This is a genomic window from Paraburkholderia sp. UCT2, assembly GCF_014397665.1.
Classification (GTDB): Bacteria; Pseudomonadota; Gammaproteobacteria; order Burkholderiales; family Burkholderiaceae; genus Paraburkholderia; species Paraburkholderia tuberum.
Window position 1 is genome coordinate 116,865 of record NZ_VZQO01000012.1, and the last position, 22,996, is coordinate 139,860.

21 protein-coding genes are annotated in these 22,996 nt (G+C 64.8%); 7 read left to right on the forward strand and 14 right to left on the reverse strand.

Features of this window, described 5'->3' with window-relative positions:
• Nucleotides 1-148 precede the first annotated feature (148 nt).
• On the forward strand, nt 149-1,432 hold the full coding sequence (locus tag F6X39_RS12685) for an MFS transporter (RefSeq protein ID WP_187612896.1): 1,284 nt from the start codon (nt 149-151) through the stop codon (nt 1,430-1,432).
• Between the two features lie 193 nt (nt 1,433-1,625).
• Nucleotides 1,626-2,219: a nitroreductase family protein gene (locus tag F6X39_RS12690; protein WP_187616857.1), complete on the forward strand. Its 594-nt coding sequence runs from the start codon at nt 1,626-1,628 to the stop codon at nt 2,217-2,219.
• A gap of 103 nt (nt 2,220-2,322) precedes the next feature.
• Here the strand turns inward: F6X39_RS12690 and F6X39_RS12695 are convergent, their stop codons facing one another.
• The gene (locus F6X39_RS12695; RefSeq protein WP_187616858.1) at nt 2,323-3,816 is read right to left on the reverse strand and encodes an MFS transporter; all 1,494 of its coding nucleotides are present in this window, start codon (nt 3,814-3,816) and stop codon (nt 2,323-2,325) included.
• A 188-nt stretch (nt 3,817-4,004) separates the two neighbouring features.
• Here F6X39_RS12695 and F6X39_RS12700 point away from each other — a divergent pair, with 188 nt between their 5' ends.
• On the forward strand, nt 4,005-5,255 hold the full coding sequence (locus tag F6X39_RS12700; RefSeq protein ID WP_187616859.1) for an Hsp70 family protein: 1,251 nt from the start codon (nt 4,005-4,007) through the stop codon (nt 5,253-5,255).
• 134 nt (nt 5,256-5,389) lie between these two features.
• Here the strand turns inward: F6X39_RS12700 and F6X39_RS12705 are convergent, their stop codons facing one another.
• Entirely contained in the window at nt 5,390-5,593 is a 204-nt protein-coding gene (locus F6X39_RS12705; protein ID WP_007180251.1) for a cold-shock protein, read from the reverse strand.
• Between the two features lie 431 nt (nt 5,594-6,024).
• Between F6X39_RS12705 and F6X39_RS12710 the strand changes: the two genes are divergently transcribed.
• Complete coding sequence (locus F6X39_RS12710; RefSeq protein WP_187616860.1) at nt 6,025-7,620, forward strand: APC family permease; 1,596 nt, start codon at nt 6,025-6,027, stop codon at nt 7,618-7,620.
• Nucleotides 7,621-7,736: 116 nt separating this feature from the next.
• Here F6X39_RS12710 and F6X39_RS12715 read toward each other — a convergent pair whose 3' ends face one another.
• From F6X39_RS12715 to F6X39_RS12745, 7 genes are all read right to left on the reverse strand, one after another.
• The gene (locus tag F6X39_RS12715) at nt 7,737-8,522 is read right to left on the reverse strand and encodes a DODA-type extradiol aromatic ring-opening family dioxygenase (RefSeq protein ID WP_187616861.1); all 786 of its coding nucleotides are present in this window, start codon (nt 8,520-8,522) and stop codon (nt 7,737-7,739) included.
• Between the two features lie 134 nt (nt 8,523-8,656).
• Nucleotides 8,657-9,259, reverse strand: a complete 603-nt coding sequence (locus tag F6X39_RS12720) for a UbiX family flavin prenyltransferase (protein WP_187616862.1) — start codon at nt 9,257-9,259, stop codon at nt 8,657-8,659.
• 40 nt (nt 9,260-9,299) lie between these two features.
• Nucleotides 9,300-9,611 (reverse strand): Grx4 family monothiol glutaredoxin, encoded by a 312-nt coding sequence (grxD, locus tag F6X39_RS12725; protein WP_018420101.1) that lies wholly within the window; start codon nt 9,609-9,611, stop codon nt 9,300-9,302.
• Between the two features lie 112 nt (nt 9,612-9,723).
• Nucleotides 9,724-10,611 carry a peptide chain release factor N(5)-glutamine methyltransferase gene (gene prmC / locus F6X39_RS12730; protein ID WP_187616863.1) on the reverse strand — a complete coding sequence of 296 codons (888 nt, stop codon included), beginning with the start codon at nt 10,609-10,611 and terminating at the stop codon, nt 9,724-9,726.
• Between the two features lie 10 nt (nt 10,612-10,621).
• Nucleotides 10,622-11,704, reverse strand: a complete 1,083-nt coding sequence (gene prfA / locus F6X39_RS12735) for a peptide chain release factor 1 (protein ID WP_187616864.1) — start codon at nt 11,702-11,704, stop codon at nt 10,622-10,624.
• A gap of 120 nt (nt 11,705-11,824) precedes the next feature.
• Nucleotides 11,825-13,111, reverse strand: a complete 1,287-nt coding sequence (gene hemA / locus F6X39_RS12740) for a glutamyl-tRNA reductase (protein WP_184035929.1) — start codon at nt 13,109-13,111, stop codon at nt 11,825-11,827.
• A 79-nt stretch (nt 13,112-13,190) separates the two neighbouring features.
• Entirely contained in the window at nt 13,191-13,901 is a 711-nt protein-coding gene (locus tag F6X39_RS12745; protein ID WP_184035932.1) for a response regulator transcription factor, read from the reverse strand.
• A gap of 229 nt (nt 13,902-14,130) precedes the next feature.
• On the opposite strand from F6X39_RS12745, the gene F6X39_RS12750 reads away from it, so the two are divergent.
• From F6X39_RS12750 to F6X39_RS12760, 3 genes are read left to right on the forward strand one after another with little or no spacing between them, the layout of a single operon-like run.
• Complete coding sequence (locus F6X39_RS12750) at nt 14,131-14,409, forward strand: hypothetical protein (RefSeq protein WP_187616865.1); 279 nt, start codon at nt 14,131-14,133, stop codon at nt 14,407-14,409.
• A gap of 18 nt (nt 14,410-14,427) precedes the next feature.
• On the forward strand, nt 14,428-16,242 hold the full coding sequence (locus F6X39_RS12755) for an aminopeptidase P family protein (protein ID WP_187616866.1): 1,815 nt from the start codon (nt 14,428-14,430) through the stop codon (nt 16,240-16,242).
• A 33-nt stretch (nt 16,243-16,275) separates the two neighbouring features.
• The gene (locus tag F6X39_RS12760) at nt 16,276-16,899 is read left to right on the forward strand and encodes an HAD family hydrolase (RefSeq protein ID WP_187616867.1); all 624 of its coding nucleotides are present in this window, start codon (nt 16,276-16,278) and stop codon (nt 16,897-16,899) included.
• Between the two features lie 14 nt (nt 16,900-16,913).
• On the opposite strand, the gene F6X39_RS12765 is transcribed toward F6X39_RS12760, so the two are convergent.
• The 5 genes from F6X39_RS12765 to ugpA all read right to left on the reverse strand — a co-directional run bounded on the left by F6X39_RS12765 (nt 16,914) and on the right by ugpA (nt 22,957).
• Complete coding sequence (locus F6X39_RS12765; protein WP_187616868.1) at nt 16,914-18,038, reverse strand: DUF748 domain-containing protein; 1,125 nt, start codon at nt 18,036-18,038, stop codon at nt 16,914-16,916.
• A gap of 156 nt (nt 18,039-18,194) precedes the next feature.
• Complete coding sequence (gene ettA / locus F6X39_RS12770) at nt 18,195-19,859, reverse strand: energy-dependent translational throttle protein EttA (RefSeq protein WP_018420110.1); 1,665 nt, start codon at nt 19,857-19,859, stop codon at nt 18,195-18,197.
• A 232-nt stretch (nt 19,860-20,091) separates the two neighbouring features.
• Nucleotides 20,092-21,180, reverse strand: a complete 1,089-nt coding sequence (locus F6X39_RS12775) for a sn-glycerol-3-phosphate import ATP-binding protein UgpC (protein WP_187616869.1) — start codon at nt 21,178-21,180, stop codon at nt 20,092-20,094.
• Nucleotides 21,181-21,230: 50 nt separating this feature from the next.
• On the reverse strand, nt 21,231-22,076 hold the full coding sequence (ugpE, locus tag F6X39_RS12780; RefSeq protein ID WP_184035951.1) for a sn-glycerol-3-phosphate ABC transporter permease UgpE: 846 nt from the start codon (nt 22,074-22,076) through the stop codon (nt 21,231-21,233).
• On the reverse strand, nt 22,073-22,957 hold the full coding sequence (gene ugpA / locus F6X39_RS12785) for a sn-glycerol-3-phosphate ABC transporter permease UgpA (protein WP_187616870.1): 885 nt from the start codon (nt 22,955-22,957) through the stop codon (nt 22,073-22,075). Before ugpA ends, ugpE begins: the two co-directional genes overlap by 4 nt.
• Nucleotides 22,958-22,996: the final 39 nt, after the last annotated feature.

Genomic DNA, 22,996 nt, shown 5'->3' on the forward strand with positions numbered 1-22,996 from the left:
GTCACCCGAATGAGATTGACGCCTTGACATGTTACCGACCAGTAACTAAGATCGCAACACTATTGTGACCGATCTGTCACAAGTCATTCACCGAGGCCGCAAGAATACGAACGACGCCGCCACCCGGACCGCGTCGATGGGAGAATCGATGAACTGGGCTGCGCGACTGATAGGCGGGCGTTTCCACTACGGCTGGTTGACCGTCGCCGTGGTGTTCCTGGTGTTGCTCGCGGCTGCGGGTACGCGAGCGACACCGAGCGTGATGATGGTGCCGCTCGAGCACCAGTTCGGCTGGAGCCGCGCGACGATTTCGCTCGCGATCTCGGTGAACATCGCGCTGTACGGGTTGATGGGGCCGTTCGCGGCCGCCGCGATGCAGCGCTTCGGTGTGCGCCCCACGCTGCTGAGCGCGCTCGGCACGATGGCCGCGGGTGTCGCGCTGTCGTCGCTGATGACGCATCCGTGGCAAATGGTGCTGATCTGGGGCGTGATGGTCGGCGGCTCGACCGGGGTAGCGGCGCTGTCGCTGTCGGCGACGGTCGTGACGCGCTGGTTCACGACGCGCCGCGGTCTCGTGATGGGTATCCTGACCGCCAGCTCGGCGACCGGCCAGCTGGTGTTTCTGCCGCTGCTCGCGGCCATCGCCGAGCATTACGGCTGGCGTCAGGTCGTGTGGGTCGTCGCGCTCGCGGCGGCCGTCGTGATTCCGCTCGTCGCGTTTCTGCTGCCCGAGCATCCGGCCAGCATGCAGCTGCGCCCGTACGGCGAACCGCATGACGCGCCCATCACGACGACCGTCACCAGGCAGAATCCGCTCGCGATCGCATTCGGCACGCTTGCGTCGGCGAGCAAAACGCGCGACTTCTGGCTGCTGTTCTTCAGCTTCTTCATTTGCGGCGCGAGCACCAATGGCTATGTCGGCACCCATCTGATCGCGATGTGCGGCGACTACGGGATGACCGAAGTGCAGGGCGCGTCGTTGCTCGCGGCGATGGGCGTGTTCGACCTGTTCGGCACGACGATGTCGGGCTGGCTGTCGGACCGCTTCAATAGCCGCGTGCTGCTGTTCTGGTATTACGGGCTGCGGGGGCTGTCGCTGATGTATCTGCCGCACGCGTTCGGCATCGACTTTTTCGGACTGCCGCTGTTCGCGGTGTTCTACGGTCTCGACTGGATCGCCACCGTGCCGCCGACCGTGCGTCTTGCGACCGACGTCTACGGCAAGGAATCGGCGCCGATCGTGTTCGGCTGGGTGGTCGCGGGCCACCAGCTCGGCGCGGCGTTCGCGGCGCTCGGCGCGGGCATGCTGCGCGCGAGTCTTGGCACCTACACGGTCGCATCGATGATTTCCGGCGGCTTGTGTCTGATCGCCGCGGTGATCGTGCTGCGCATCAACCGCCCGGCCAAGGTGCCGACGCCGCAGGCAATCTGAGGCGCCCTCGCGAGCCGCGCGGATTCACCGTCTGCGAAGCAACGACGCACGGCCCCATAACGGGGCCGTGCGCGTTTTCTCAGCCAGCACGCATAGCGCCGCGCCGCAACTTGGAGCGCGCACCGAAAGCCCGTTATGCTATGTGGCCTCGGGCAGCCGCCCGACGATCATGAATTTCTACCGAGAGAAGCGCATGGCCACCAAACCCGCCTCAACCGAAGTTGCCATTCACGAGCTGATTGCAGGCCGCTGGAGCCCTCGCGCGTATTCGAGCGAGCCGGTGAGCCGCGATCAGTTGCGCGCCGTGCTAGAAGCGGCGCGCTGGGCGCCGTCTTCATATAACGCGCAGCCCTGGCGTTTTGTCGTATTCGATCGCAGCGTCGACGAAGTCGCATTCAAGAAGGCTTTCGCCACGCTAGTGCCGTTCAACCAGGGCTGGAATGCGCCCGCGCCGGTGCTGATCGCGGTGACCGCGCACACACTGACCAACAAGGGCGACGTAAACCGCTGCGCGTTCTACGACGCCGGCGCGGCGGCGATGGCGCTGGTGCTGCAGGCGCACGCGCTCGGCCTCGCCGCGCACCAGATGAGCGGCTTCGACGTGAACGCGTTCCGTACCGCCTTCGAACTACCAAAGGACGTCGAGCCGATCGCGATGATCTCGCTCGGCCATTACGGCGACGTCGACAAACTGGACCCGGTCCTGCGCGAACGCGAGAAGGCGCCGCGTCAACGCGCGGCGCTCGCGGAGATCGTGTACGCCGGCGCCTGGAAGAAGGCGTTCTGAGGGACGGATTCGCCGCGCTTGCGGCGCGATTTCGGGTAAAGCGAAGAAAGCAGTCGATGAGCAACTAAGCGGTCAGGCACGCGCGGCACGGTCCGCGCGTTTTTCATGCAGCGCCGTCCATGCCGTTCTCACCATCCGTCACGCTCGACAGCGGTGCGGCCACATGTTCGAGCGACTTGCGCTCCGCGTCGACACCCCAGATCGCCGCGACGAGCGCCGCCGCGAGCATCAACGCCGAGCCGACCAGATAGCCCGAAAACACCTCGCTGCGCTGATGTGTATCGATCAGCCGACCGAAAAACGCCGGCCCGATGATGCCGCCGAGCGCGGTGCCGAACGCATAGAAAACCGCGATCGCGAGCGCGCGGATTTCGAGCGGAAACGATTCGCTCACGGTCAGATACGCGGAACTCGCGGCCGCCGACGCAAAGAAGAAAATGACCATCCAGGCGACCGTCTGCGTGACGACGCTCAGCAGTTGCTGCTCGAACAGATAGCCGGACAGCGTCAGCAGGATCGCCGACATCGCGTAGGTCGCGGCGATCATCTTGCGTCGGCCGATCACGTCGAACAGCCGCCCGAGCACGAGCGGCCCCAGGAAATTGCCGAGCGCGAAAGGCAGCAGATACCAGCCGATGTCGTCGCCCGGCACGTGATAGAAGTCGGTGAGGACGAGCGCGTAGGTGAAAAAGATCGCGTTGTAGAAGAATGCCTGCGCGGTCATCAACGTGAGACCGACCAGCGCGCGGCGCCGGTGCACGTTGAACAGCGTGTGGAACACCTCGCGCAACGGTGTATGGTCGCGCGCGCGCAGGCGCAGCCGCGTGAGGGTGTCGTCGGCAAGCGTGTGGCCGTCGTTGCGAAAACGCGCCTCGATGCCCTCGACGATCGTGCGGGCGTCGCGCTCGTCGCCGTGCGTGAGTAGCCAGCGCGGGCTTTCGGGTATCCAGATGCGCATCGGCAGGATCGCCAGCGCGAGCACCGCGCCGATGAAAAAACACGCGCGCCAGCCCCAGTCGGAAGGCAGTAAATGCGGATCGAGCAGCACCAGCGAGCCCGCTGCGCCGAGCCCCGCGCCAACCCAGAACGTGCCGTTGATGCCGAGGTCGGTCCAGCCGCGCACGCGTGCCGGCGTGAATTCCTGGATCGTCGAGTTGATCGCCGTGTATTCGCCGCCGATACCCGCCCCGGTCAGGAAGCGGAACAGCATGAAGCTCATCAGATTCCACGACAGCGCGGTCGCCGCGGTCGCGGCCAGATACAGCGTCAGCGTGATGAAAAACAGCTTGCGGCGGCCGAGACGGTCGGTCAGCCAGCCGAAGCCGAGCGCGCCGAGCACCGCGCCGGCAATGTACGCGCTGCCTGCGAGGCCGACGTCGGCATTCGAAAAGCGCAGCGCCGGGCTCGTTTTCAGCGCGCTCGCGACGGCGCCGGCAAGCGTCACCTCGAGCCCGTCGAGCAGCCACGTCACGCCGAGCGCGACTACGATTAGCGTATGAAAGCGGCCCCAGGGCAGGCGGTCCAGTCGCGACGGCAGATCGGTTTCGATCAGCGTGGCGTGACGTTCATCGACAGCGGCGGTGGGCGGCACGCTCATGACGCGAAGTCTCCTCGGTGGCGAAATGGGGCGGCATATCCGGTCGGACGCAGCAAGATCCATTCCGCGCCATGATTTCAAACGATCTTGCGGCCGTCCCGGCAGCTTCAGTTGATGCTGCCGGAGTTTTCGTGATACAAAGCCGCTCCCCTTTCTTTGCGCGCCAGCCGTGAGCGGCCATTCCTGCCATGAACTATTGCGCGATTGACTTCGGTACTTCCAATTCGGCCGTCGCGGTTCCGATCGGCCCGCAGCTGAAGCTGGCGCCGGTCGAAGGCGCGTACACGACGCTGCCCACCGCGGTCTTCTTCAATACCGACGAACACACCAGCGAATTCGGGCGCGCGGCGCTCGCTGCTTACATCGATGGTTTCGACGGCCGGCTGATGCGCTCGATGAAAAGCATTCTCGGCTCGCCGCTCGCCGAGAATACGACCGATCTCGGCGACGGCAGTGCGATCAAGTACACCGACGTGATCGCGACGTTCCTGACTCACCTGAAGCGCGCGGCCGAGGCGAGCGCCGGCGGCGCGATCGACCGCGCGGTGCTGGGCCGCCCGGTGTTCTTCGTCGACGACGACCCGCGCGCCGACCAGATGGCGCAGCAACAGCTCGAGGCCGCTGCGCGCACGGCCGGCTTGCGCGACATCCACTTTCAGTATGAACCGATCGCGGCTGCGTTCGATTACGAATCGCACCTGAGCGCCGAGGGGCTCGTGCTTGTGGCGGACCTCGGCGGCGGTACGTCGGACTTTTCGCTCGTGCGAGTGGGGCCGGAACGGATGAAGCGCGTCGAGCGCAAGGACGACGTGCTCGCGCACCACGGCGTGCACGTCGCGGGTACGGACTTCGACCGCCGCGTCGAACTCGCCACGATACTGCGCGAACTCGGCTACCAGTCGCTCGATCCGCAAGGGCGCGAAATCCCCAACCGGATTTATTTCGATCTCGCGACCTGGCACCTGATCAACACCGTCTACACGCCGAAGCGCGTCAGCGAACTCGCGCTGATGCGGCACCTTTTCACGGAGACGAAGCACCACGACCGGCTGATGCGCGTGGTCGAGCAGCGTTTCGGGCACGCGCTCGCCGCCCACGCGGAAGAGGCGAAGATCGGCGTGGCGGCGGGCGGCGAGACCGTGATCGATCTCGAACAGGTGGAAGAGGATCTGCGTCTCGCGTTCGACGAAGCGCAGCTCGTCAAGGCAGGCGAGGAAGAAACGCGACGCATCGTGCAGGCCGCGCGCGATACGGTGCAGGCGGCGGGCGTCGCGCCGCGCGATGTCGACGCGATCTATTTCACCGGCGGGTCGACCGGCCTCGCGTTTCTGTCGGGCGCGCTGGCCGCGGCGTTTCCAGACGCGCAAGCGGTGTTCGGGGATCGTCTCGCGAGCGTGGCGACTGGCCTCGGTATTCATGCGCGGCGTGTATTCGGATAATCCCGGATAATCAGCAAATAATCCGCCGCGAATTGCGAAGTCATGCGAAGTTAATCGGCGCATTCAGATTGGCCGCCATAATAAAAAACCCCGCCGAGGCGGGGTTTTTTTGCGTCCGGAAGGAAGCGCGGAGCTTACACCGGCTTGATGTTAGCCGCTTGCTTGCCCTTCGGGCCCGTCTTCACTTCAAACGTGACCTTCTGGTTTTCTTGCAGCGTCTTGAAGCCTTCAGTGCGAATTTCCGAGAAATGCGCGAACAGATCTTCACCGCCGCCGTCCGGAGTGATGAAGCCAAAGCCCTTAGCGTCGTTGAACCACTTGACGGTACCGGTTTCCATATTACTTTTTCCTAAAGATGGTGAATAAGGCCGAAGCCCGGGGTGCATGAAAATCAAGGAAGGGGGTAATGGGACCAACCGGAGTACCGTTGATGGGCGAACTACGAAAGAACCACTTCACTCGCCACTTGAAATCCTGCCCGAACGTTATACGGCGAATTCGGACGAAGGTCAACAGTCTAGACGAAACTTTGCCGGACTGATCCGAAATTTTCTTACAAAGCTTGCGCAGGGGGACAACTTTTTGCTAGGGAGAACCCTTGGTTCGGCTGCGGTTTCGCTGCAGTAACACGGTGCAACCGTTAAACTACGCGCCGCGCGTCGGTTGCACCTATTCCGCATCTGGACGCGCTTACATGCGCGTCACCCCGTCCCCACCCGCCACAAGCGATGTCACGCGGTGCCGACATGGTTCTGATTTAGGAGAAGACTTGAAAAGTTCTATACAACGGAACATCGGGCCATTTGCGCTGATGCTGACCGGTCTGGGCTCGATCATCGGTTCGGGTTGGCTGTTCGGCGCGTGGAAGGCTGCAAAAATTGCCGGTCCGGCTGCGATTTGCGCATGGATCATCGGTGCGGTCGTGATTCTCGCGATTGCGCTGACCTACGCGGAACTCGGCGCGATGTTTCCGGAATCTGGCGGGATGGTGCGCTATGCGCGCTACTCGCACGGCGCGCTGGTCGGTTTCATCAGCGCGTGGGCCAACTGGATCGCGATCGTGTCGGTGATCCCGATCGAGGCCGAAGCATCGATCCAATATATGAGTACGTGGCCCTATCCCTGGGCGCATGCGCTGTTCGTCGACGGGTCGTTGACGACCAACGGCCTGCTGTTGTCCGCCGGGCTCGTCATCATCTATTTCCTGCTCAACTACTGGGGCGTCAAGCTGTTCGCGCGCGCCAACTCGGCGATCACGATCTTCAAGTTCCTGATTCCGGGCGCAACGATCGTCGGCCTGATGATGACGGGCGTCCACACCGAGAACTTTGGTCAGACGACCACGTTCGCGCCGTACGGCTGGTCGGCGGTGCTGACCGCGGTCGCGACGAGCGGCATCGTGTTCGCATTCAACGGTTTCCAGAGCCCGATCAACCTGGCCGGTGAAGCGCGAAATCCGGCCAGAAGCGTGCCGTTCGCGGTGATCGGCTCGATCCTGCTCGCGCTCGTGATCTACGTGTTGCTGCAGATCGCATACATCGGCGCCGTGAATCCGGCCGACGTGATGAAGGGCTGGAGCCACTTCAGCTTTGCTTCGCCGTTCGCGGAACTGGCGATTGCGCTGAACCTGAACTGGCTGGCGATCCTGCTGTACGTCGACGCGTTCGTGAGCCCGAGCGGCACCGGTACGACCTACATGGCAACCACCTCGCGCATGATCTACGCGATGGAGCGCAACAACACGATGCCGAAGATGTTCGGTAACGTGCACCCGTTCTATGGCGTTCCGCGCAACGCGATGTGGTTCAATCTGCTCGTCTCGTTCATCTTCCTGTTCTTCTTCCGCGGCTGGAGTTCGCTCGCGGCGGTGATTTCGGTCGCGACCGTGATCTCGTACCTGACCGGCCCGATCAGCCTGATGGCACTGCGCCGCGCGGCAACCGATCTCGAGCGCCCGCTGCACATCGCCGGCATGAAGGTGATCGCGCCGTTCGCGTTTGTCTGCGCGTCGCTGATCCTGTACTGGGCGAGGTGGCCGCTGACCGGCGAAATCATTCTACTGATGGTCGTCGCGCTGCCGGTGTATTTCTACTTCCAGGCGAAGTCGGGCTTCGAGGGCTGGGGCCGTGACCTGAAGGCTGCCTGGTGGCTGGTCGCGTATCTGCCGATCATGGCGACCCTGTCGCTGATCGGCAGCAAGGAGTTTGGCGGCTTCGGCATTCTGCCGTACGGCTGGGACATGCTCGTCGTGATCGCCTTCTCGTTGGTGTTCTACTTCTGGGGCGTGAACAGCGGCTATCGTTCGGAGTATCTGGACGAGAGGCTCGTGCACGACGAAGTGCTCGAAGTTATCGGCGCGCATTGAGCGCCGTTCGAAACCGAAGATCCGCTCGACGCGGGTCTTTCGGGGCGATAAAAAGCCCGCCCGATCGATGATCAGGCGGGCTTTTTGTTGACCTTTGTGCGCGACCCCGAGCCGGATCAGGCGGTCCCGAACACGTAGTTCGTCATCGCGAGCGAGCGTTGGTAGGTGCCGAGCGACTGGATCGCGAGCGAATAGTCGTCGTCGGCGGCACCGAGCGCGGCGAATACCGGCAACAGATGCTCGTCGGTCGGATGCATCAACACCGCGTGCGGCGCCTGGCGGCGATAGTCGAGCAGCGCGTCGATATCGCGCGCGACGAGCTTGTCCTCGAACCAGTCGGTGAATTCGGCCACACGCGGATCGGCGTCTTCCGGGCGCGCGGAGAAATCGGCGGCGCGCAGGTTATGGGTGATCTGGCCGGAGCCGATCACCATCACGCCTTCGTCTTTTAGCGCACGCAGCGCGCGGCCGACGCGGAAATGATGCGCGGCGTCCTTGTGCGGTTGGATCGACAGTTGCGCGATTGGCACGTCCGCTCGCGGAAACATCAGCAGCATCGGCACCCATGCGCCGTGGTCTAGTCCGCGCGGCTGCACGTCCGCGACGATGCCGCTCGCGCCGAGCAGCGCGGCGGCGCTACGTGCGATGTCGGGCGCGCCCGGCGCCGGATATTGGATTTCATAGAGCTGGCGCGGAAAACCATAAAAATCGTGGATGGTTTCAGGCGCCGTCGCGATGCTCGCGAGTGGCTGCGCGGTGCCCCAGTGCGCCGACAACATCAGGATTGCCTCGGGACGCGGCAATTGCGTGCCGAGCGCGCCGAACTCGGCGGACGGCATCGACGGATCGATCGGCAACGTGGGTGCGCCGTGAGACAGGAAAAGCGAAGGTAAGCGGTTCATGACAGCAACGCGGCCGTGTAAGCACGGCACGGAGAAATTGGGTTGCTACCAATATAGATCCGCACGCCGGCTTGATAAATGGGTTCGGCGGGAATTGATTGCGTCGCAACCGTTGTTAATCCGCGTTGTCGCGGTTAATCCTGTGCGCCCCGCAATCCTTCCCACGCCGGCGACAACGCCCGCCCCAGCGCAAACAGATCGAGCACGCGCGCGACAGTGTGGTCGACCATCTCGTCGATCGAAGCAGGCCGGTTATAGAACGCGGGCAGCGGCGGGAAGATCACTCCGCCCATTTCGGTGACGGCCGTCATATTGCGCAGATGCGCGAGATTGAACGGCGTTTCGCGCACCAGCAGCACGAGACGGCGACGCTCCTTCAGTGTGACGTCGGCGGCGCGGGTGATCAGGTTGTCGGCGAAACCGTGCGCGATGCTCGCGAGTGTTTTCATCGAGCAGGGCGCGACGATCATGCCGTCGGTCGCGAACGAGCCGGACGCGATGCTCGCGCCGACATCGCGCACCGAATGGACGACATCCGCGAGCGGATGCACGTCTTCCTTGCCCAACTCGAGTTCATGCTGGATGTTGAGCCAACCCGCGCTCGAAATCAGCAGGTGGCTCTCGACGCCGCCGAGCTGCCGCAGCGTCTCGAGCAGCCGGATGCCGTAGATGGCGCCGGTGGCGCCGGTGATCGCGACGATCAGCCGGCGAGGCACCGCGGTGCGTGCTTGCTGCATGGCTTGCGGCGCCTGATGAAGCGAACGAAGCGTAGAACGCTCAGGCCGCGGCGAACAGCTGCTGCAGTTCGCCCGATTCGTACATCTCCATCATGATGTCCGAGCCGCCGATGAACTCGCCCTTCACGTACAGCTGCGGAATGGTCGGCCAGTTCGAGAACACCTTGATGCCCTGACGGATTTCGTCGTCTTCGAGCACGTTGACGGTCTTGATTTCACCGGCACCGCACGCCTTCAGGATCTGGATGGCGCGGCCGGAAAAACCGCACATCGGGAACTGGGCCGTGCCCTTCATGAAGAGAACGACGTTGTTGCCGTCGACGATTTGCTTGATGCGTTGTTGCGTATCCATGACTGACCTTGCGGTTCCGATAAAGGATGGGAATAGGCTGAAATGATAGCGGATTTCGCTACGGGCGGCCGCAGCCACGTCGCGCCTGGGGTTTTAGCCTCGGCGACCGCGCTCAGGCCGCAGCGGCGCGCAGCACGCCGCCGCTGATCCGCTCGATGCCGGCGAGATCGCGCGCCGAGCGGACCTCGGCGAAACCGCGTTCGCTCAACAATGCGCGCACGGCTTCGGCCTGGTCGTAGCCATGTTCGATCCAAAGCGTGCCGTCGGCGGCGAGACGCTCGGGGGCGCCGGCAACGATCGCGCGGATCGCGCTGAGGCCGTCGGCCTCGTCGGTGAGCGCGCCGCGCGGCTCGAAGCGCAGATCGCCCTCACGCAGATGCGGGTCGCCGCTCGCGATATACGGTGGATTGCTGACGATCGCATCGAAGCGCAACGCGGCGTCGAGCGAGCCGTACCAGTCGCTGGGCAGGAAAACGACGGCGCCCCCCGGGCGATTCACGTCGAGCAGGCGCGCGCCGTTGCGCGCGGCGACGGCGAGCGCGTCGGCCGAGCGGTCGAGCGCCCAGACCTGCGCGTCGGGCCGCATCGACGCGATCGCCACCGCGATTGCGCCGGTCCCGGTGCCGAGATCGAGCACATGTGGGCGCGGCCGAGGTTCGATCGCCGCGAGCGCGGTCTCCACCAGCAGCTCGGTCTCAGGACGCGGAATCAGCACGTGCGGCGTCACTTCGAATTCGAGCCCGAAGAACTCGCGCGCACCGACGAGCTGCGCGACCGGCTCGCCGGCCATGCGCCGCGCCTCGAGCGTGCGATAACGCTCGACGCTTGCGCGTTCGAGCGGCTCCTCGCCGCGCGTGATCAGCTGCGTGCGCCGCCAACCGAGCACATGCGTGAGCAGAATCCGCGCTTCGAGCGGCGGCAGCGGCGATGCGCGCAATAGCGCCTCGGCCGTGGGGGGCAGAGCGGTGGGGTCGAGCGGAGCCGGGGAGGCGTCGGTCATTGTCGGGGCGTTAGTCCGCGTCGCCGAGCGAAGCCAGCAGTTCGGCCTGATGCTCGCTGACGAGCGCCGCGATCAGTTCTTCGAGATCGCCGTCCATGATCGCGTCGAGGCGATACAGCGTCAGGTTGATGCGGTGATCGGTGAGGCGCCCCTGCGGGAAGTTGTACGTGCGGATACGCTCCGAACGGTCGCCCGAGCCGATCAGGTTCTTGCGCGTCGCCGCTTCCTTCGCCTGCTGCTCGTGCGCCTGCTTGTCCTTGATGCGCGCGGCGAGCACCTTCAGCGCGCGATCCTTGTTCTTGTGCTGCGAGCGGTCGTCCTGACATTCGACGACGATGCCCGTCGGCAAGTGCGTGACGCGCACCGCCGAGTCGGTCTTGTTGATGTGCTGGCCGCCCGCGCCCGACGCGCGGAACGTGTCGATACGCAGATCGGCCGGATTGATCTCGACTTCGCCGATCTCGTCCGCTTCCGGCATCACCGCGACCGTGCACGCCGAGGTATGGATGCGGCCCTGCGTTTCGGTGGCCGGCACGCGCTGCACGCGATGCCCGCCCGACTCGAACTTCAGCCTCGAATACGCGGCATCGCCGGCAATTCGCACGATCACTTCGCGATAGCCCCCGAGGTCCGATTCACTCGCCGACATCATCTCGACCTGCCAGCGGTTGCGCTCGGCATAGCGCAGATACATGCGCAGCAGATCGCCCGCGAACAGTGCGGATTCGTCGCCGCCGGTGCCCGCGCGGATTTCGAGGAAAATGTTGCGCTCGTCGTTCGGGTCTCTCGGCAGCAGCATTTTCTGCAGTTCGACGCCGAGCGTCTCCATACGATCGCGTGCTGCGCGGATTTCCTCTTCGGCGAAATCGCGCATCGACGCGTCGGCGAGCAGTTCCTGCGCGGTGGCGGCGTCGTTCTGCGCCTGGCGCCACAGCCCGTAATGCTCGACGACCGGGTCGAGCTCCGCGTGTTCGCGCGTCAGCTTGCGGTACTGGTCGAGGTTGGCGGTGATGTCCTCGCGGCTCAACAGGTCGTTCAGTTCGGCCAGCCGGGTGGTCAGCTGGTCGAGCTTGCGTTGCATGCTCGTTTTCATCGGGCGGGTAGCGGAGCGGACTCCGGAATGGATGCGGCCAGGGGAATGGGCGAATGCCCGGGGCGGAAGCACTTTGCGAGCCACGGCGGTGGCGCGCGGGGTGCGGCGAGCACGGCGCCGCTAACGCTCGGTAGAGCCGGGGTGTTTGTAGAAGCCGCTCATCAGCTCGATCAGCTTGTCGCGGTTGTCGCTGCTCGCGCGATTCAGCGCGTGCGTAGGACCATGGATCAGCTTGTTGGTGAGCGATTGCGACAGTGCCTCGAGGACTGCGGCCGGATCGTCGCCGCGCGCGAGCATTTTCTGCGCGCGTTCGACCTCTGCGCGGCGCAGCGTGTCGGCCTGCGTGTGCATGTGGCGGATCACCGGCACGATGCTGCGCGCATCAAGCCACTGCATGAAGGTCTGTACGCGCGTTTCGATGATCGCTTCGGCCTGCGCGACCGCGGCCTGGCGCGACGCATTGCCTTCGCGGACGATCGCACCGAGGTCGTCGACGGTGTACAGGAACACGTCTTCGAGCTGGCCGGCTTCGGGTTCGATGTCACGCGGCACCGCGAGGTCGACCATGAAAATCGGCCGGTGACGACGCGCCTTGACCGCGCGCTCGACCGCGCCAAGACCGATGATCGGCAACGTGGACGCCGTGCACGACACGATGATGTCGAATTCGTGCATCCGCGCGGGGAGCTCGGAGAGCGGAATGGCGCGGCCGTTGAAGCGCTCGGCGAGCCGCATGCCGCGCTCGGCGGTCCGGTTCGCGACGACGAGTTCCCGCGGATGCTGCGCCGCGAAGTGCGTCGCGCAAAGCTCGATCATTTCGCCAGCACCGATGAACAGCACGCGCTGGTTCGCGATCTTGTCGAAAATGCGTTGGGCGAGGCGTACCGCGGCGGCGGCCATCGACACCGACTGCGCGCCGATCTCGGTGGTGCTGCGCACTTCCTTCGCGACGGCGAAGGTGCGCTGGAATAGCTGATTCAGGTAGGTGCCGAGGGCGCCGGCTTCGGAGGCGGTGCGCACCGCGTCCTTCATTTGTCCGACGATCTGCGTTTCGCCGAGCACCATCGAATCGAGCCCCGACGCGACGCGGAACGCATGGCGCACGGCTTCGGACTGCGGCAGCGCATAGACGTGCGGCGCGAGTTCGTCGATGGGGAGGTTGTGGTACTTCGACAGCCACTGCACCGAGGCTTCGCGCGCGGCGAGGTCGTCGGTCGCGCAGTAGAGTTCGGTGCGGTTGCAGGTGGACAGAATTGCCGCCTCGGGCGCGTTGGGGGCCATGTGGCCCAGCCAGATGCCTTTGAACGTATCCAGAGCGGGCTTTATCTGTTCGAGCGGAAACGCCACGCGTTCGCGCAAGGCGACAGGCGCAGTGTGATGGTTGATTCCGATCGTTAGAAGCTGCATGTGGGAGAGCTATCGTTCAGCCCTATATTATAGCGTTTCCACGATACTCACATTCTGCCCGCCATATATCCCGCATGCGTCAGTTCGCGCCTGTCAGGCTCTCCGGCGGGATCGCGTCGAGCTGGTAACCGTAACCATAGACCGGCGTCAGCGTGTAGCCAAGCTCCGGGCGCAGTTGCAACTTGCTGCGCACGCGCGACGCGTGCGTGTCGATGGTGCGCGACTTTACGTCACGGCGGCGGGCCCACACGGTTTCGAGAATATGCGCGCGCGACACCGGCCGCGCGAGATTGTTGAACAGCACCAGCGCGAGGCGGAATTCCTTCGGCGTCAGGATCACGGTCAGGTCGCGGAATGTCACGGCCAAATTCGCCGCGTCGAACGTATAGCCGCCGATCACGTCGCGTCGACGGTTGGGCGGCCGCCGTAGGCCCGCACGGCGCTGCAGCGCCTCGACACGCGCGAGCATTTCGGGGCCGCGCACTGGCTTGCTGAGACAGTCGTCGGCGCCGGCATGCAGCGCGGCGACGATCTGGCATTCGCGCGGTGCGCTCAGCAGCATCATGACGGGCAGGCCCGGCAGAATGGAGCGCGCGCGCGGGATCACGTCTTCGGCGCAATGGTCGCCGGCCCAACTTTCGGTGATCAACAGGTCGAAAAATTCGTCGGTAGCGCGCTGCAGGAACGTGGCGCTAGTGGTGAAGTGCTGGCACGCGTGGCCGCCGGCGAAAATGAGCCGGTCAACCAGTTTGGCGTGTTGCACGTCGGGTTCGATAAGGGCGATGCGCATGGCGCTGCGTCAGCCTGGCAACGGGCGAAGCATGAGGCGTTTTCGTCAGACTTACAACTTGCCTAAGCACACCCCGATCCCTAAACTCAACCGCTATGCGGAAAGCGCCGTGCTGAACTTGTATAGTTGAGGAGGCAAAAATGCTAGCGTTGGCGGCTCCTTTCGCCTATGAGACGAATCCGAAATTGATCTTGCCGTGTTTGAGCGCCCAGTCTGGAGTCGACGCCTGATGGGTTGGCCAGGCATTCTCGTACTCGGCGCGGTGATCGGCCTCGCGGGCTGGTGGTTGCATCCGCAGCGCCGCGCGAGCCGCGCCCGCTGGTGGGCCGCGCTGTTGGCCGGTGTGCTCGGCACGAGCGTCGCGCGGATGGCCGGCAATGTGACAAGTCTCTTCCATGACGGCGACATGCTCGAATGGCCGGTATGCACCGCCGTCGCGCTCATCGCCGTCGCCGTAACGGTCGGCTTTTTGTCGCGTCAATCAACGCGCCGGTCAATCCGTCGATGAATCCTTGCAGGTAACTCCATGAACGCCCGACTTCCCGAAACCTCCTCCATTCCCGAGCGCCTCGCGAGCCTGCGCGCCGCGATGGCGCGCGAGGGCATTGCCGCTTACCTCGTGCCGTCGGCGGATCCGCATCTGTCCGAGTATCTGCCAGGGCGCTGGCAAGGCCGCCAGTGGCTGTCGGGCTTCACCGGCTCGGCCGGCACGCTGATCGTCACCGCCGATTTTGCCGGCGTCTGGACCGACAGCCGCTACTGGGAGCAGGCGAGTGCGCAGCTCGCCGGCAGCGGTGTCGAGCTGATGAAGATGACCGGCGGCCAGCTCACGACGCCGCATTTCGAATGGCTCGCGCAGAACGTCGCGAGCGGCGGCACGGTCGGTGTGGACGGCGCGGTGCTGGGCGTCGCGGCCGCGCGCGCGTTGAGCGCCGCACTGAACGCGCGCGGCGTGCAATTGCGCACCGACCTCGACCTGTTCGACGCGATCTGGGCGCAGCGCCCGGCGCTGCCCGCCGACGCCGTCTTCGAGCACGCCGCGCCGCAAGCGGGCGTCACACGTGCGGACAAGCTTGCGCAGGTGCGTCGCGCGATGGTCGAGAAAGGCGCGCAGTGGCACTTCATCTCGACGCTCGACGACCTCGCCTGGCTGCTGAATCTGCGCGGCGCCGACGTCAGCTACAACCCGGTGTTCGTCGCGCACGCGCTGATCGGCGTGGATCGGGCGTCGCTATTTATCGCCGACGGCAAGGTGTCGCCGGCGCTCGCCGAAGTGCTCGCGCGCGACGGCATCGGCGTCGAGCCGTACGCGAACACCGCCGACGCGCTTGCTGCGCTGCCAGCCGGCAGCACGCTGCTGATCGATCCGCGCCGCATCACGTACGGCTCGCTGCAGGCGGTGCCGTCGTCGGTCAAGGTGGTCGAGGCGGTCAATCCGTCCACTTTCCTGAAGTCGTGCAAGACCGCCGCCGATGCCGCGCACGTGCGTGAGACGATGGAGCAGGACGGCGCCGCGCTCGCCGAATTCTTCGCGTGGTTCGAAAGCGCGCTCGGCCGCGAGCGCATCACCGAGCTGACGATCGACGAGCGTCTGACGGCAGCTCGCGCGCGCCGTCCCGGCTTCGTGTCGCTGAGCTTCGCGACGATCGCGGGCTTCAATGCGAACGGCGCGATGCCGCACTATCGCGCGACCGAGGAGTCGCATGCGGTGATCGAAGGCAATGGCCTGCTGCTGATCGATTCGGGCGGCCAGTATCTGAGCGGCACGACCGACATCACACGCGTCGTCCCGGTCGGCACGCCGAGCAGCGAACAGCGCCGCGATTTCACCGTCGTGCTGAAGGGCATGATCGCGCTGTCACGCGCGCAATTCCCGCGCGGCATCCGCTCGCCGATGCTCGACGCGATCGCGCGCGCACCGATCTGGCAGGCCGGCGCCGACTATGGCCATGGCACCGGTCACGGGGTCGGCTACTTCCTGAACGTGCACGAAGGCCCGCAGGTGATCTCGCACTACGCGCCGGCCGAACCGTGGACCGCGATGGAGGAGGGCATGATCACGTCGAACGAGCCGGGTCTGTATCGGTCGGGCAAGTGGGGCGTGCGAATCGAAAACCTCGTGCTGAACGTGGCCGCCGAAAAAACCGAATTCGGCGATTTCCTGAGGTTCGAAACGCTGACGCTGTGCCCGATCGACGCGCGCTGCATCGAGCTGTCGCTGCTGCGCGACGACGAGCGCGCGTGGCTCAACGCGTATCACGAGACGGTGCGCGCGCGCCTCGCGCCGCATGTATCGGGCGACGCGAAAGCGTGGCTGGAACTGCGCACGCAACCCATCTGAGCATGGCGACGACCTTCCAAAGGAGCGTGGTGCATGGCGATCAAGGCAGTGGTGTTCGATTTCGGCGGTGTGCTGATCGACTGGAGTCCCGAGTACCTGTACCGCGAGCTGATTCCCGACGAAGTCGAGCGCCGCTGGTTCCTCACGCACGTCTGCTCGATGGACTGGGTGATCCGCCAGGATGGCGGTCAGCTGATCGTCGAAGCCACCGACGAGCTGATCGCGCGGTTTCCCGATCACGAACCGCTGATCCGCGCGTTCTATGAGCGCTGGCACCAGATGGTGGCGGGTGTGCTCGACGACGGCATCGCGCTGATGGAAAAGCTCGAAGCGGCCGAGGTGCCGCTCTTCGGGCTGACCAACTGGTCGGCCGAGACGTTTCCGTACGCGTGGGAGCACTATCCGGTGCTGCGGCGGTTTCGCGACGTCGTCGTGTCGGGGCGCGTGAAACTCGTGAAGCCCGACCCGGCGATCTTCGCGGAGATGCGCCGGCGCATCGAACTGCAAATGCCCGGTGTCGAGCCGGCCGAACTCGTCTTCATCGACGACAACGCGAAGAACGCCGAAGCCGCGACGGCGCTCGGCTGGCACGGCGTGCATCACACGAGCGCCGGGCAAACGGAAGCCAAGCTGCGCGAGTTGGGCTTGCCGGTTTGAGCTGACCGCCGCCGCTACTGCCCCAGCAGATTCTTCAGCGCATTACCGAGACCCTTGACGGTCTCGCCCGCACCCTTCGCAACGCCTTCGACGCTGACCCCGAGCGCCTGCGCAAACCCCGCGCCGATGCGCGTGAGGATCCCTTCGCGCACCGAGAACTTCGGATCGCGCAGATCGCCGTCGAGCACGAAATGCAGCGTGATATTGCCGTTATGCGTCTTCAGCGCCGCGACGGCGGCGTGGGTCGGAATCGACATGAACGTCTCGAGCGGATTGTCGGATTCGGCGAGCTGCAGATTGTGGACCGTCACCGTGCCGGGCGCATGGAGATGATAGTTCCGCACCGTCGATTCGATCGTCAGATCGACGGTGCCGCCCGTCACCTGCGCGCGCGTGCCGGCCTTCTTCAGCAGATACTGATCGAGCATCGCAATATCGACGCCGTGCAGCGTGCTCGTCGTCTGCGAATCGCGGCTGGCGATTTTGATCCAGCCGCCGAACGTCACGGTGCCCGTATGCGCCGGCCCCTTCATCGAGCCGCGAACGCTGACATGGGTCGGTTCGGTCAGCGCCGGCAGATGCAGATGGTCGACGCTCGCGTTGGCGTTGCTGACCGTGACCTTGAACGGCGGCGGCCCGACAGTCATGTCGTAGAAATGGAAGTTGCCGTGTTCGAAGCGGATATGGTCGACCAGCTTTTCGCGCGGGATCGGCGGCGCCGTGCCGGCGTTGCCCGGCTGATCGCCGCGGTTCAGCGATTCGCGCAGGTTCGGCAGCAGATTCAGCGAGCCGTCCTTCGTGCGTAAGACGGCCATGTCGAAGCCGCGCACGACGACCTCGCGGATATGCATGCGCCGCGCGATCAGATCGCGCACGTCGGGGGTGATCGTGATTTCGTCGGCGCGTAGCGGTTCACCCGCTGGCCAGCCAGGCGGCGCTTTTAGCACGACGTGGGTGAGGCGTACCGAGGTGAGGCCGACGTCGATACTGTCGGCGCTGCCGAGTGGCCCGAGCGCCGCGCTGACGCGATTCTTGACTTCCTGTTGCGCGAATTGCATCGCGCCGATCGCGATCAGAACCAACGCCAAAAGCGTTCCGCCCACGATGACGATCCAGCGCCTGCCCTTCGACATCGCCATGCCTGTCTCCTCGTCGCCGCGTCGCGCGGCGCTGTGTTGACCGTCTGTCGCGTGCGCGAGACTTTCACGCGCGCCTCCATCTAGCGATGGTTAGCAACGCGCATGCCCCGCGGCCCGTCCGGCATCGCGCCAGACGGGCCGTCGTCCGCCCGCTTCTTAACGCGAGATCGGCTTGTAGCGCAGGCGCTTCGGCCGCGCGCCTTCCTCGCCGAGACGCGCGCGCTTGTCCGCTTCGTATTCCTGGTAGTTGCCGTCGAAGAACGTGACTTGCGAGTCGCCTTCGAACGCGAGGATATGCGTCGCGATGCGATCGAGGAACCAGCGATCGTGCGAAATCACGAGCACCGAGCCCGCGAATTCGAGCAGCGCGTCTTCGAGCGCGCGCAGCGTTTCGACGTCGAGGTCGTTCGACGGTTCGTCGAGCAGCAGTACGTTGCCGCCCGCGATCAGCGTCTTCGCCAGATGCAGACGACCGCGCTCGCCGCCGGACAGATTGCCGACGATCTTCTGCTGGTCGCCGCCCTTGAAATTGAAGCGGCCGATATACGCGCGCGATGGTGTTTCGTACTTGCCGACCGTCAGCACGTCCGCGCCGCCCGAGATTTCCTCGAACACGGTCTTGGTGCCTGCGAGCGCTTCGCGGCTCTGGTCCACGTACGCGAGCTTGACGGTCGGACCCTGCACGATTTCGCCCGAATCGGGTTGCTCGCGGCCGGTCAGCATACGGAACAGCGTCGATTTGCCGGCGCCGTTCGGACCGATGATGCCGACGATCGCGCCGGCCGGGATCTTGAAGCTGACGTTATCGAGCAGCAGCCGGTCGCCGTACGACTTGCTGACGTTCTTGAACTCGATCACTTCATTGCCGAGGCGGTCGCCGACCGGAATGAAGATTTCCTGCGTTTCGTTGCGCTTCTGGTAGTCCTGGCTGTTCAGCTCCTCGAAGCGCGCGATACGCGCCTTCGACTTCGCCTGGCGGCCCTTCGGGTTCTGGCGCACCCACTCGAGTTCCTTCTTGATCGCCTTCTGGCGCGCGGACTCCGACGCTTCTTCCTGCTTCAGACGCTCTTCCTTCTGATCGAGCCAGCTGCTGTAATTGCCCTTCCACGGAATGCCGTGGCCGCGGTCGAGTTCGAGAATCCACTCGGCGGCGTTGTCGAGGAAGTAGCGATCGTGCGTGACGGCGACCACGGTGCCCGGGAAGCGCGTCAGGAACTGCTCGAGCCATTCGACCGATTCCGCGTCGAGGTGGTTGGTCGGCTCGTCGAGCAGCAGCATGTCGGGCTTTTGCAGCAGCAGCTTGCACAGCGCGACGCGGCGCTTTTCGCCGCCCGACAGATGCTCGATCTTCGCGTCCCATGCCGGCAGGCGCAGTGCGTCGGCGGCGATTTCGATCTGCTGCTCGGCGCTGCCGTCGGTCGTTGCGAGGATCGCTTCGTACTTCGCCTGCTCGGCGGCCAGCGCGTCGAAGTCGGCGTCCGGCTCCGCGTAGGCCGCGTAGATTTCGTCGAGCTTCTTCTGCGCGTTGAACACGTCGCCGAGGCCTTCCTCGACCGCTTCACGCACGGTTTTCTGCGGATCGAGTTGCGGCTCCTGCGGCAGATAGCCGATGTTCAGGTTCGGCATCGGCGTCGCTTCGCCTTCGATCTCCGTGTCCACACCGGCCATGATGCGGATCAGGGTCGACTTGCCCGAGCCGTTCAGGCCGAGCAGGCCGATCTTCGCGCCGGGGAAGAACGATAGCGAAATGTCTTTCAGGATCTGGCGCTTGGGCGGCACGATTTTGCCGACCCGGTTCATGGTGAAAACGTATTGGGCCATTAGCTTGCAGTAGACGTTGACGACGCCGGCCGCATGCGGGCGGGCAGTCGGGGGTGAATGGGTAATCGGTGTGAGGGCCGGGCGGAACACCCGGCGCCGGCCGGCGCGGCGTCGGATTCGACGGCGCTGCCGCGCGCGGCATGTGGTTCAGGTGGCATTGTACTTCGCGGCGAGGGCCGGGCGGCAGGGGGGCTCCCGCGGCGGGCCGCCGTCGCGGCGCTCCGCGGGCGTCTCAGTTCGCGCGCCGTCCAGTCGCCGGATCGAAGAAGTGCAGATGCTGCGCGGGCAGCACGACCTGCAGCGCCTCGCCGGCCGCGGGACGATGCGCGTGAGGCAGCCGCGCGGTCACATCGTGCTTGCCCCAGCGTCCGTGCGCGAGATTGTCCGCGCCGAGAATTTCGCAAGAATCGACGCTCAGTGTCGCGAACGGTGCGTTGGCCGTGCCCGGGCTCAGATGCTCGGGGCGAATGCCGAGCGTCCACTCGCGGCCTGTCGCGACTTCGCGGCCGATCGACGGCACGCCCGCGAGCGGCAGCTTCGGGCCGTTGCCGGCGACGTCGAAGGTCGAGCCGTCGTCCGCGACACGGCCTTCGAGCAGGTTCATCCCCGGCGAGCCGATGAAGCTCGCGACGAACACCGTGGCCGGCCGCTCGTAGACTTCGGTCGGCGCGCCGATCTGCTCGGCGTGGCCCTGGTTCATCACGATCACGCGCTGCGCCAGCGTCATCGCTTCGATCTGATCGTGCGTGACGTACAGACTCGTGGTTTTGAGGCGCGCATGCAGACGCTGGATTTCGAGGCGCATTTGCACGCGCAAACGCGCGTCGAGATTCGACAGCGGCTCGTCGAACAGAAACACCGCCGGCTCGCGCACGATCGCGCGGCCCATCGCGACGCGCTGCCGCTGCCCGCCCGACAGCTCGCGCGGCTTGCGCTGCAGCAGCGCGCCGAGCTCGAGAATCTGCGCGGCGGCTTCGACGCGTTTCGCGATCTGCGCACGATCGACGCCCGCGATCTTCAGCGCGTAACCCATGTTCTCGGCCACGCTCATATGCGGATACAGCGCGTAGTTCTGGAACACCATCGCGATGTTGCGATCCTTCGGCTCAAGCTCGTTGACGACCTTGCCGGCGATCGAAATGCTGCCGTCGGAGATGCGCTCGAGCCCGGCGACCATCCGCAGCAAGGTCGATTTGCCGCAGCCGGACGGGCCGACCATGACGACGAATTCGCCGTCGGCGACGTCGACGTCGATGCCGTGCAACACGTACTGTTTGCCGTCGTAGGTTTTCTTAACGCTTTGCAGAGTCAGTGCAGCCATGCCGTTCTAGCCTTTGATTTTGAGTGCTTGTCGCAGTCCGCCATACCGGATCATTTTTCCGAATCCACGAGGCCGCGCACGAACCAGCGCTGCATCGTCAGCACGACGGCGAGCGGCGGCAGCATCGCGAGCAGCGTGGCCGTCATCACCAGATGCCATTCGGTCGCGGTATCGCCCGAGGCGATCATTCCCTTGATGCCGATCACCGCGGTGATCAGCGACTGCTGGCTGGTGATCAGGATCGGCCACAGATACTGGTTCCAGCCGTAGATGAACGTGATCACGAAGAGTGCCGCCATCGTGGTCCGCGACAGCGGCAGCACGACGTCCCAAAAGAAGCGCAGCGCGCCCGCGCCGTCGATGCGCGCGGCTTCCATCAGCTCGTCCGGCAGCGTCTTGAAGAACTGGCGGAACAGGAACGTCGCGGTCGCCGACGCGATCAGAGGCAGCGTCAAACCGGTGTACGTATTGCTCAGATGCATCGACGACACCACCTGCACGGTCGGGAAAATCCGCACTTCGACCGGCAGCATCAGCGTGACGAAGATCAGCCAGAACGCGAGCGTGCGAAACGGAAAGCGGAAGTAGACGATCGCGTACGCGGAGATCATCGACACGGCGATCTTACCGATCGCGATGACGAGCGCCATCACGAGGCTGTTGAACAGCATGCGATTGAACGGCGCCGCGGCGTTGCCGGTGCCCTGCGTCCAGATCGTGACGATGTTCTCGAACAGATGCGTGCTCGGCACGAGCGACAGCGGCACCGTAAACACCTCGTGCTCGCTCATCGTCGCCGCGCAGAACGCGACGTACACCGGAAACACCACGAGCGCGACGCCGATGATCAGCACCGCGTGACAGAACAGGTCGAAACCGCGTCGGTTCTCGATCATGAGTATTGAACCCTGCGTTCGATGAAGCGGAATTGCACGACGGTCAGTGCCACGACGATGATCATCAGCACGACCGACTGTGCGCCCGAGCTGCCAATGTCGAGCCCCTGGAAGCCTTCGGCGAAAATCTTGTAGATCAGCGTGCGGGTGGCCTGGCCTGGGCCGCCGCCGGTCGCCGCGTCGATCACGGGAAAGGTGTCGAAGAACGCGTAGGTGATGTTGATCACCAGCAGAAAGAACGTGGTCGGCGACAGCAGCGGCAGGGCGATGCCGAAGAAGCGGCGCACCGGACCGGCGCCGTCGATCGCGGCCGCTTCGATCAGCGAGCGCGGAATCGCCTGCAGGCCCGCATAGAAGAACAGGAAGTTATAGCTGATCTGCTGCCAGACTGACGCGAGCACGACGAGGAACATCGCCTGACCGGGGTTCAGCGCGTGATTCCACACGATGCCGTGTTTCGCGAGCGCATACGTGACGAGGCCGATGCTCGGGTTGAACAGGAACGACCACAGCACCGCGGCGATCGCGGGCGCGACCGCGTACGGCCAGATCAGCAGCGTTTGATAGGCCTTCGCGCCGCGCGTCACGCGGTCCGCGCAGACCGCGAGCAGCAGCGAGATCACGAGGCCCGACACGGTGACGAGCGTGCAGAACACGATCGTCGTGTTGAACGACGCCAGATACAGCGGGTCGGCGAACAGCTGTTTGAAGTTCGCGAGTCCGACGAACGCGCTCGACGTACCGAACGCGTCCTGGGTTTGCGTCGATTGCCAGAGCGCGACGCCCGCCGGCCACAGGAAGAACACGAGCGTGATGAGCAGCTGCGGCGCGACGAGCAGGTAGGGCAGCGCGCTGGCGCCGAAGTAGGAGCGCTTTTCCATCGGGATGTCCAGAGTGTGCTGCAACGACGGGTTCCCGCG

Bases quoted from the DNA above. Each gene is read 5' to 3' on its own strand.
- ugpA (WP_187616870.1), bottom strand. From the start codon at position 22,957: ATGGAAAAGCGCTCCTACTTCGGCGCCAGCGCGCTGCCCTACCTGCTC.
- F6X39_RS12745 (WP_184035932.1), bottom strand. From the start codon at position 13,901: ATGCGCATCGCCCTTATCGAACCCGACGTGCAACACGCCAAACTGGTT.
- F6X39_RS12775 (WP_187616869.1), bottom strand. From the start codon at position 21,180: ATGGCTGCACTGACTCTGCAAAGCGTTAAGAAAACCTACGACGGCAAA.
- F6X39_RS12765 (WP_187616868.1), bottom strand. From the start codon at position 18,038: ATGGCGATGTCGAAGGGCAGGCGCTGGATCGTCATCGTGGGCGGAACG.
- F6X39_RS12720 (WP_187616862.1), bottom strand. From the start codon at position 9,259: ATGCAGCAAGCACGCACCGCGGTGCCTCGCCGGCTGATCGTCGCGATC.
- hemA (WP_184035929.1), bottom strand. From the start codon at position 13,111: ATGCAGCTTCTAACGATCGGAATCAACCATCACACTGCGCCTGTCGCC.
- prmC (WP_187616863.1), bottom strand. From the start codon at position 10,611: ATGACCGACGCCTCCCCGGCTCCGCTCGACCCCACCGCTCTGCCCCCC.
- F6X39_RS12695 (WP_187616858.1), bottom strand. From the start codon at position 3,816: ATGAGCGTGCCGCCCACCGCCGCTGTCGATGAACGTCACGCCACGCTG.
- F6X39_RS12760 (WP_187616867.1), top strand. From the start codon at position 16,276: ATGGCGATCAAGGCAGTGGTGTTCGATTTCGGCGGTGTGCTGATCGAC.
- F6X39_RS12685 (WP_187612896.1), top strand. From the start codon at position 149: ATGAACTGGGCTGCGCGACTGATAGGCGGGCGTTTCCACTACGGCTGG.
- F6X39_RS12700 (WP_187616859.1), top strand. From the start codon at position 4,005: ATGAACTATTGCGCGATTGACTTCGGTACTTCCAATTCGGCCGTCGCG.
- ugpE (WP_184035951.1), bottom strand. From the start codon at position 22,076: ATGATCGAGAACCGACGCGGTTTCGACCTGTTCTGTCACGCGGTGCTG.
- F6X39_RS12705 (WP_007180251.1), bottom strand. From the start codon at position 5,593: ATGGAAACCGGTACCGTCAAGTGGTTCAACGACGCTAAGGGCTTTGGC.
- ettA (WP_018420110.1), bottom strand. From the start codon at position 19,859: ATGGCCCAATACGTTTTCACCATGAACCGGGTCGGCAAAATCGTGCCG.
- F6X39_RS12750 (WP_187616865.1), top strand. From the start codon at position 14,131: ATGGGTTGGCCAGGCATTCTCGTACTCGGCGCGGTGATCGGCCTCGCG.
- F6X39_RS12715 (WP_187616861.1), bottom strand. From the start codon at position 8,522: ATGAACCGCTTACCTTCGCTTTTCCTGTCTCACGGCGCACCCACGTTG.
- F6X39_RS12690 (WP_187616857.1), top strand. From the start codon at position 1,626: ATGGCCACCAAACCCGCCTCAACCGAAGTTGCCATTCACGAGCTGATT.
- grxD (WP_018420101.1), bottom strand. From the start codon at position 9,611: ATGGATACGCAACAACGCATCAAGCAAATCGTCGACGGCAACAACGTC.
- prfA (WP_187616864.1), bottom strand. From the start codon at position 11,704: ATGAAAACGAGCATGCAACGCAAGCTCGACCAGCTGACCACCCGGCTG.
- F6X39_RS12755 (WP_187616866.1), top strand. From the start codon at position 14,428: ATGAACGCCCGACTTCCCGAAACCTCCTCCATTCCCGAGCGCCTCGCG.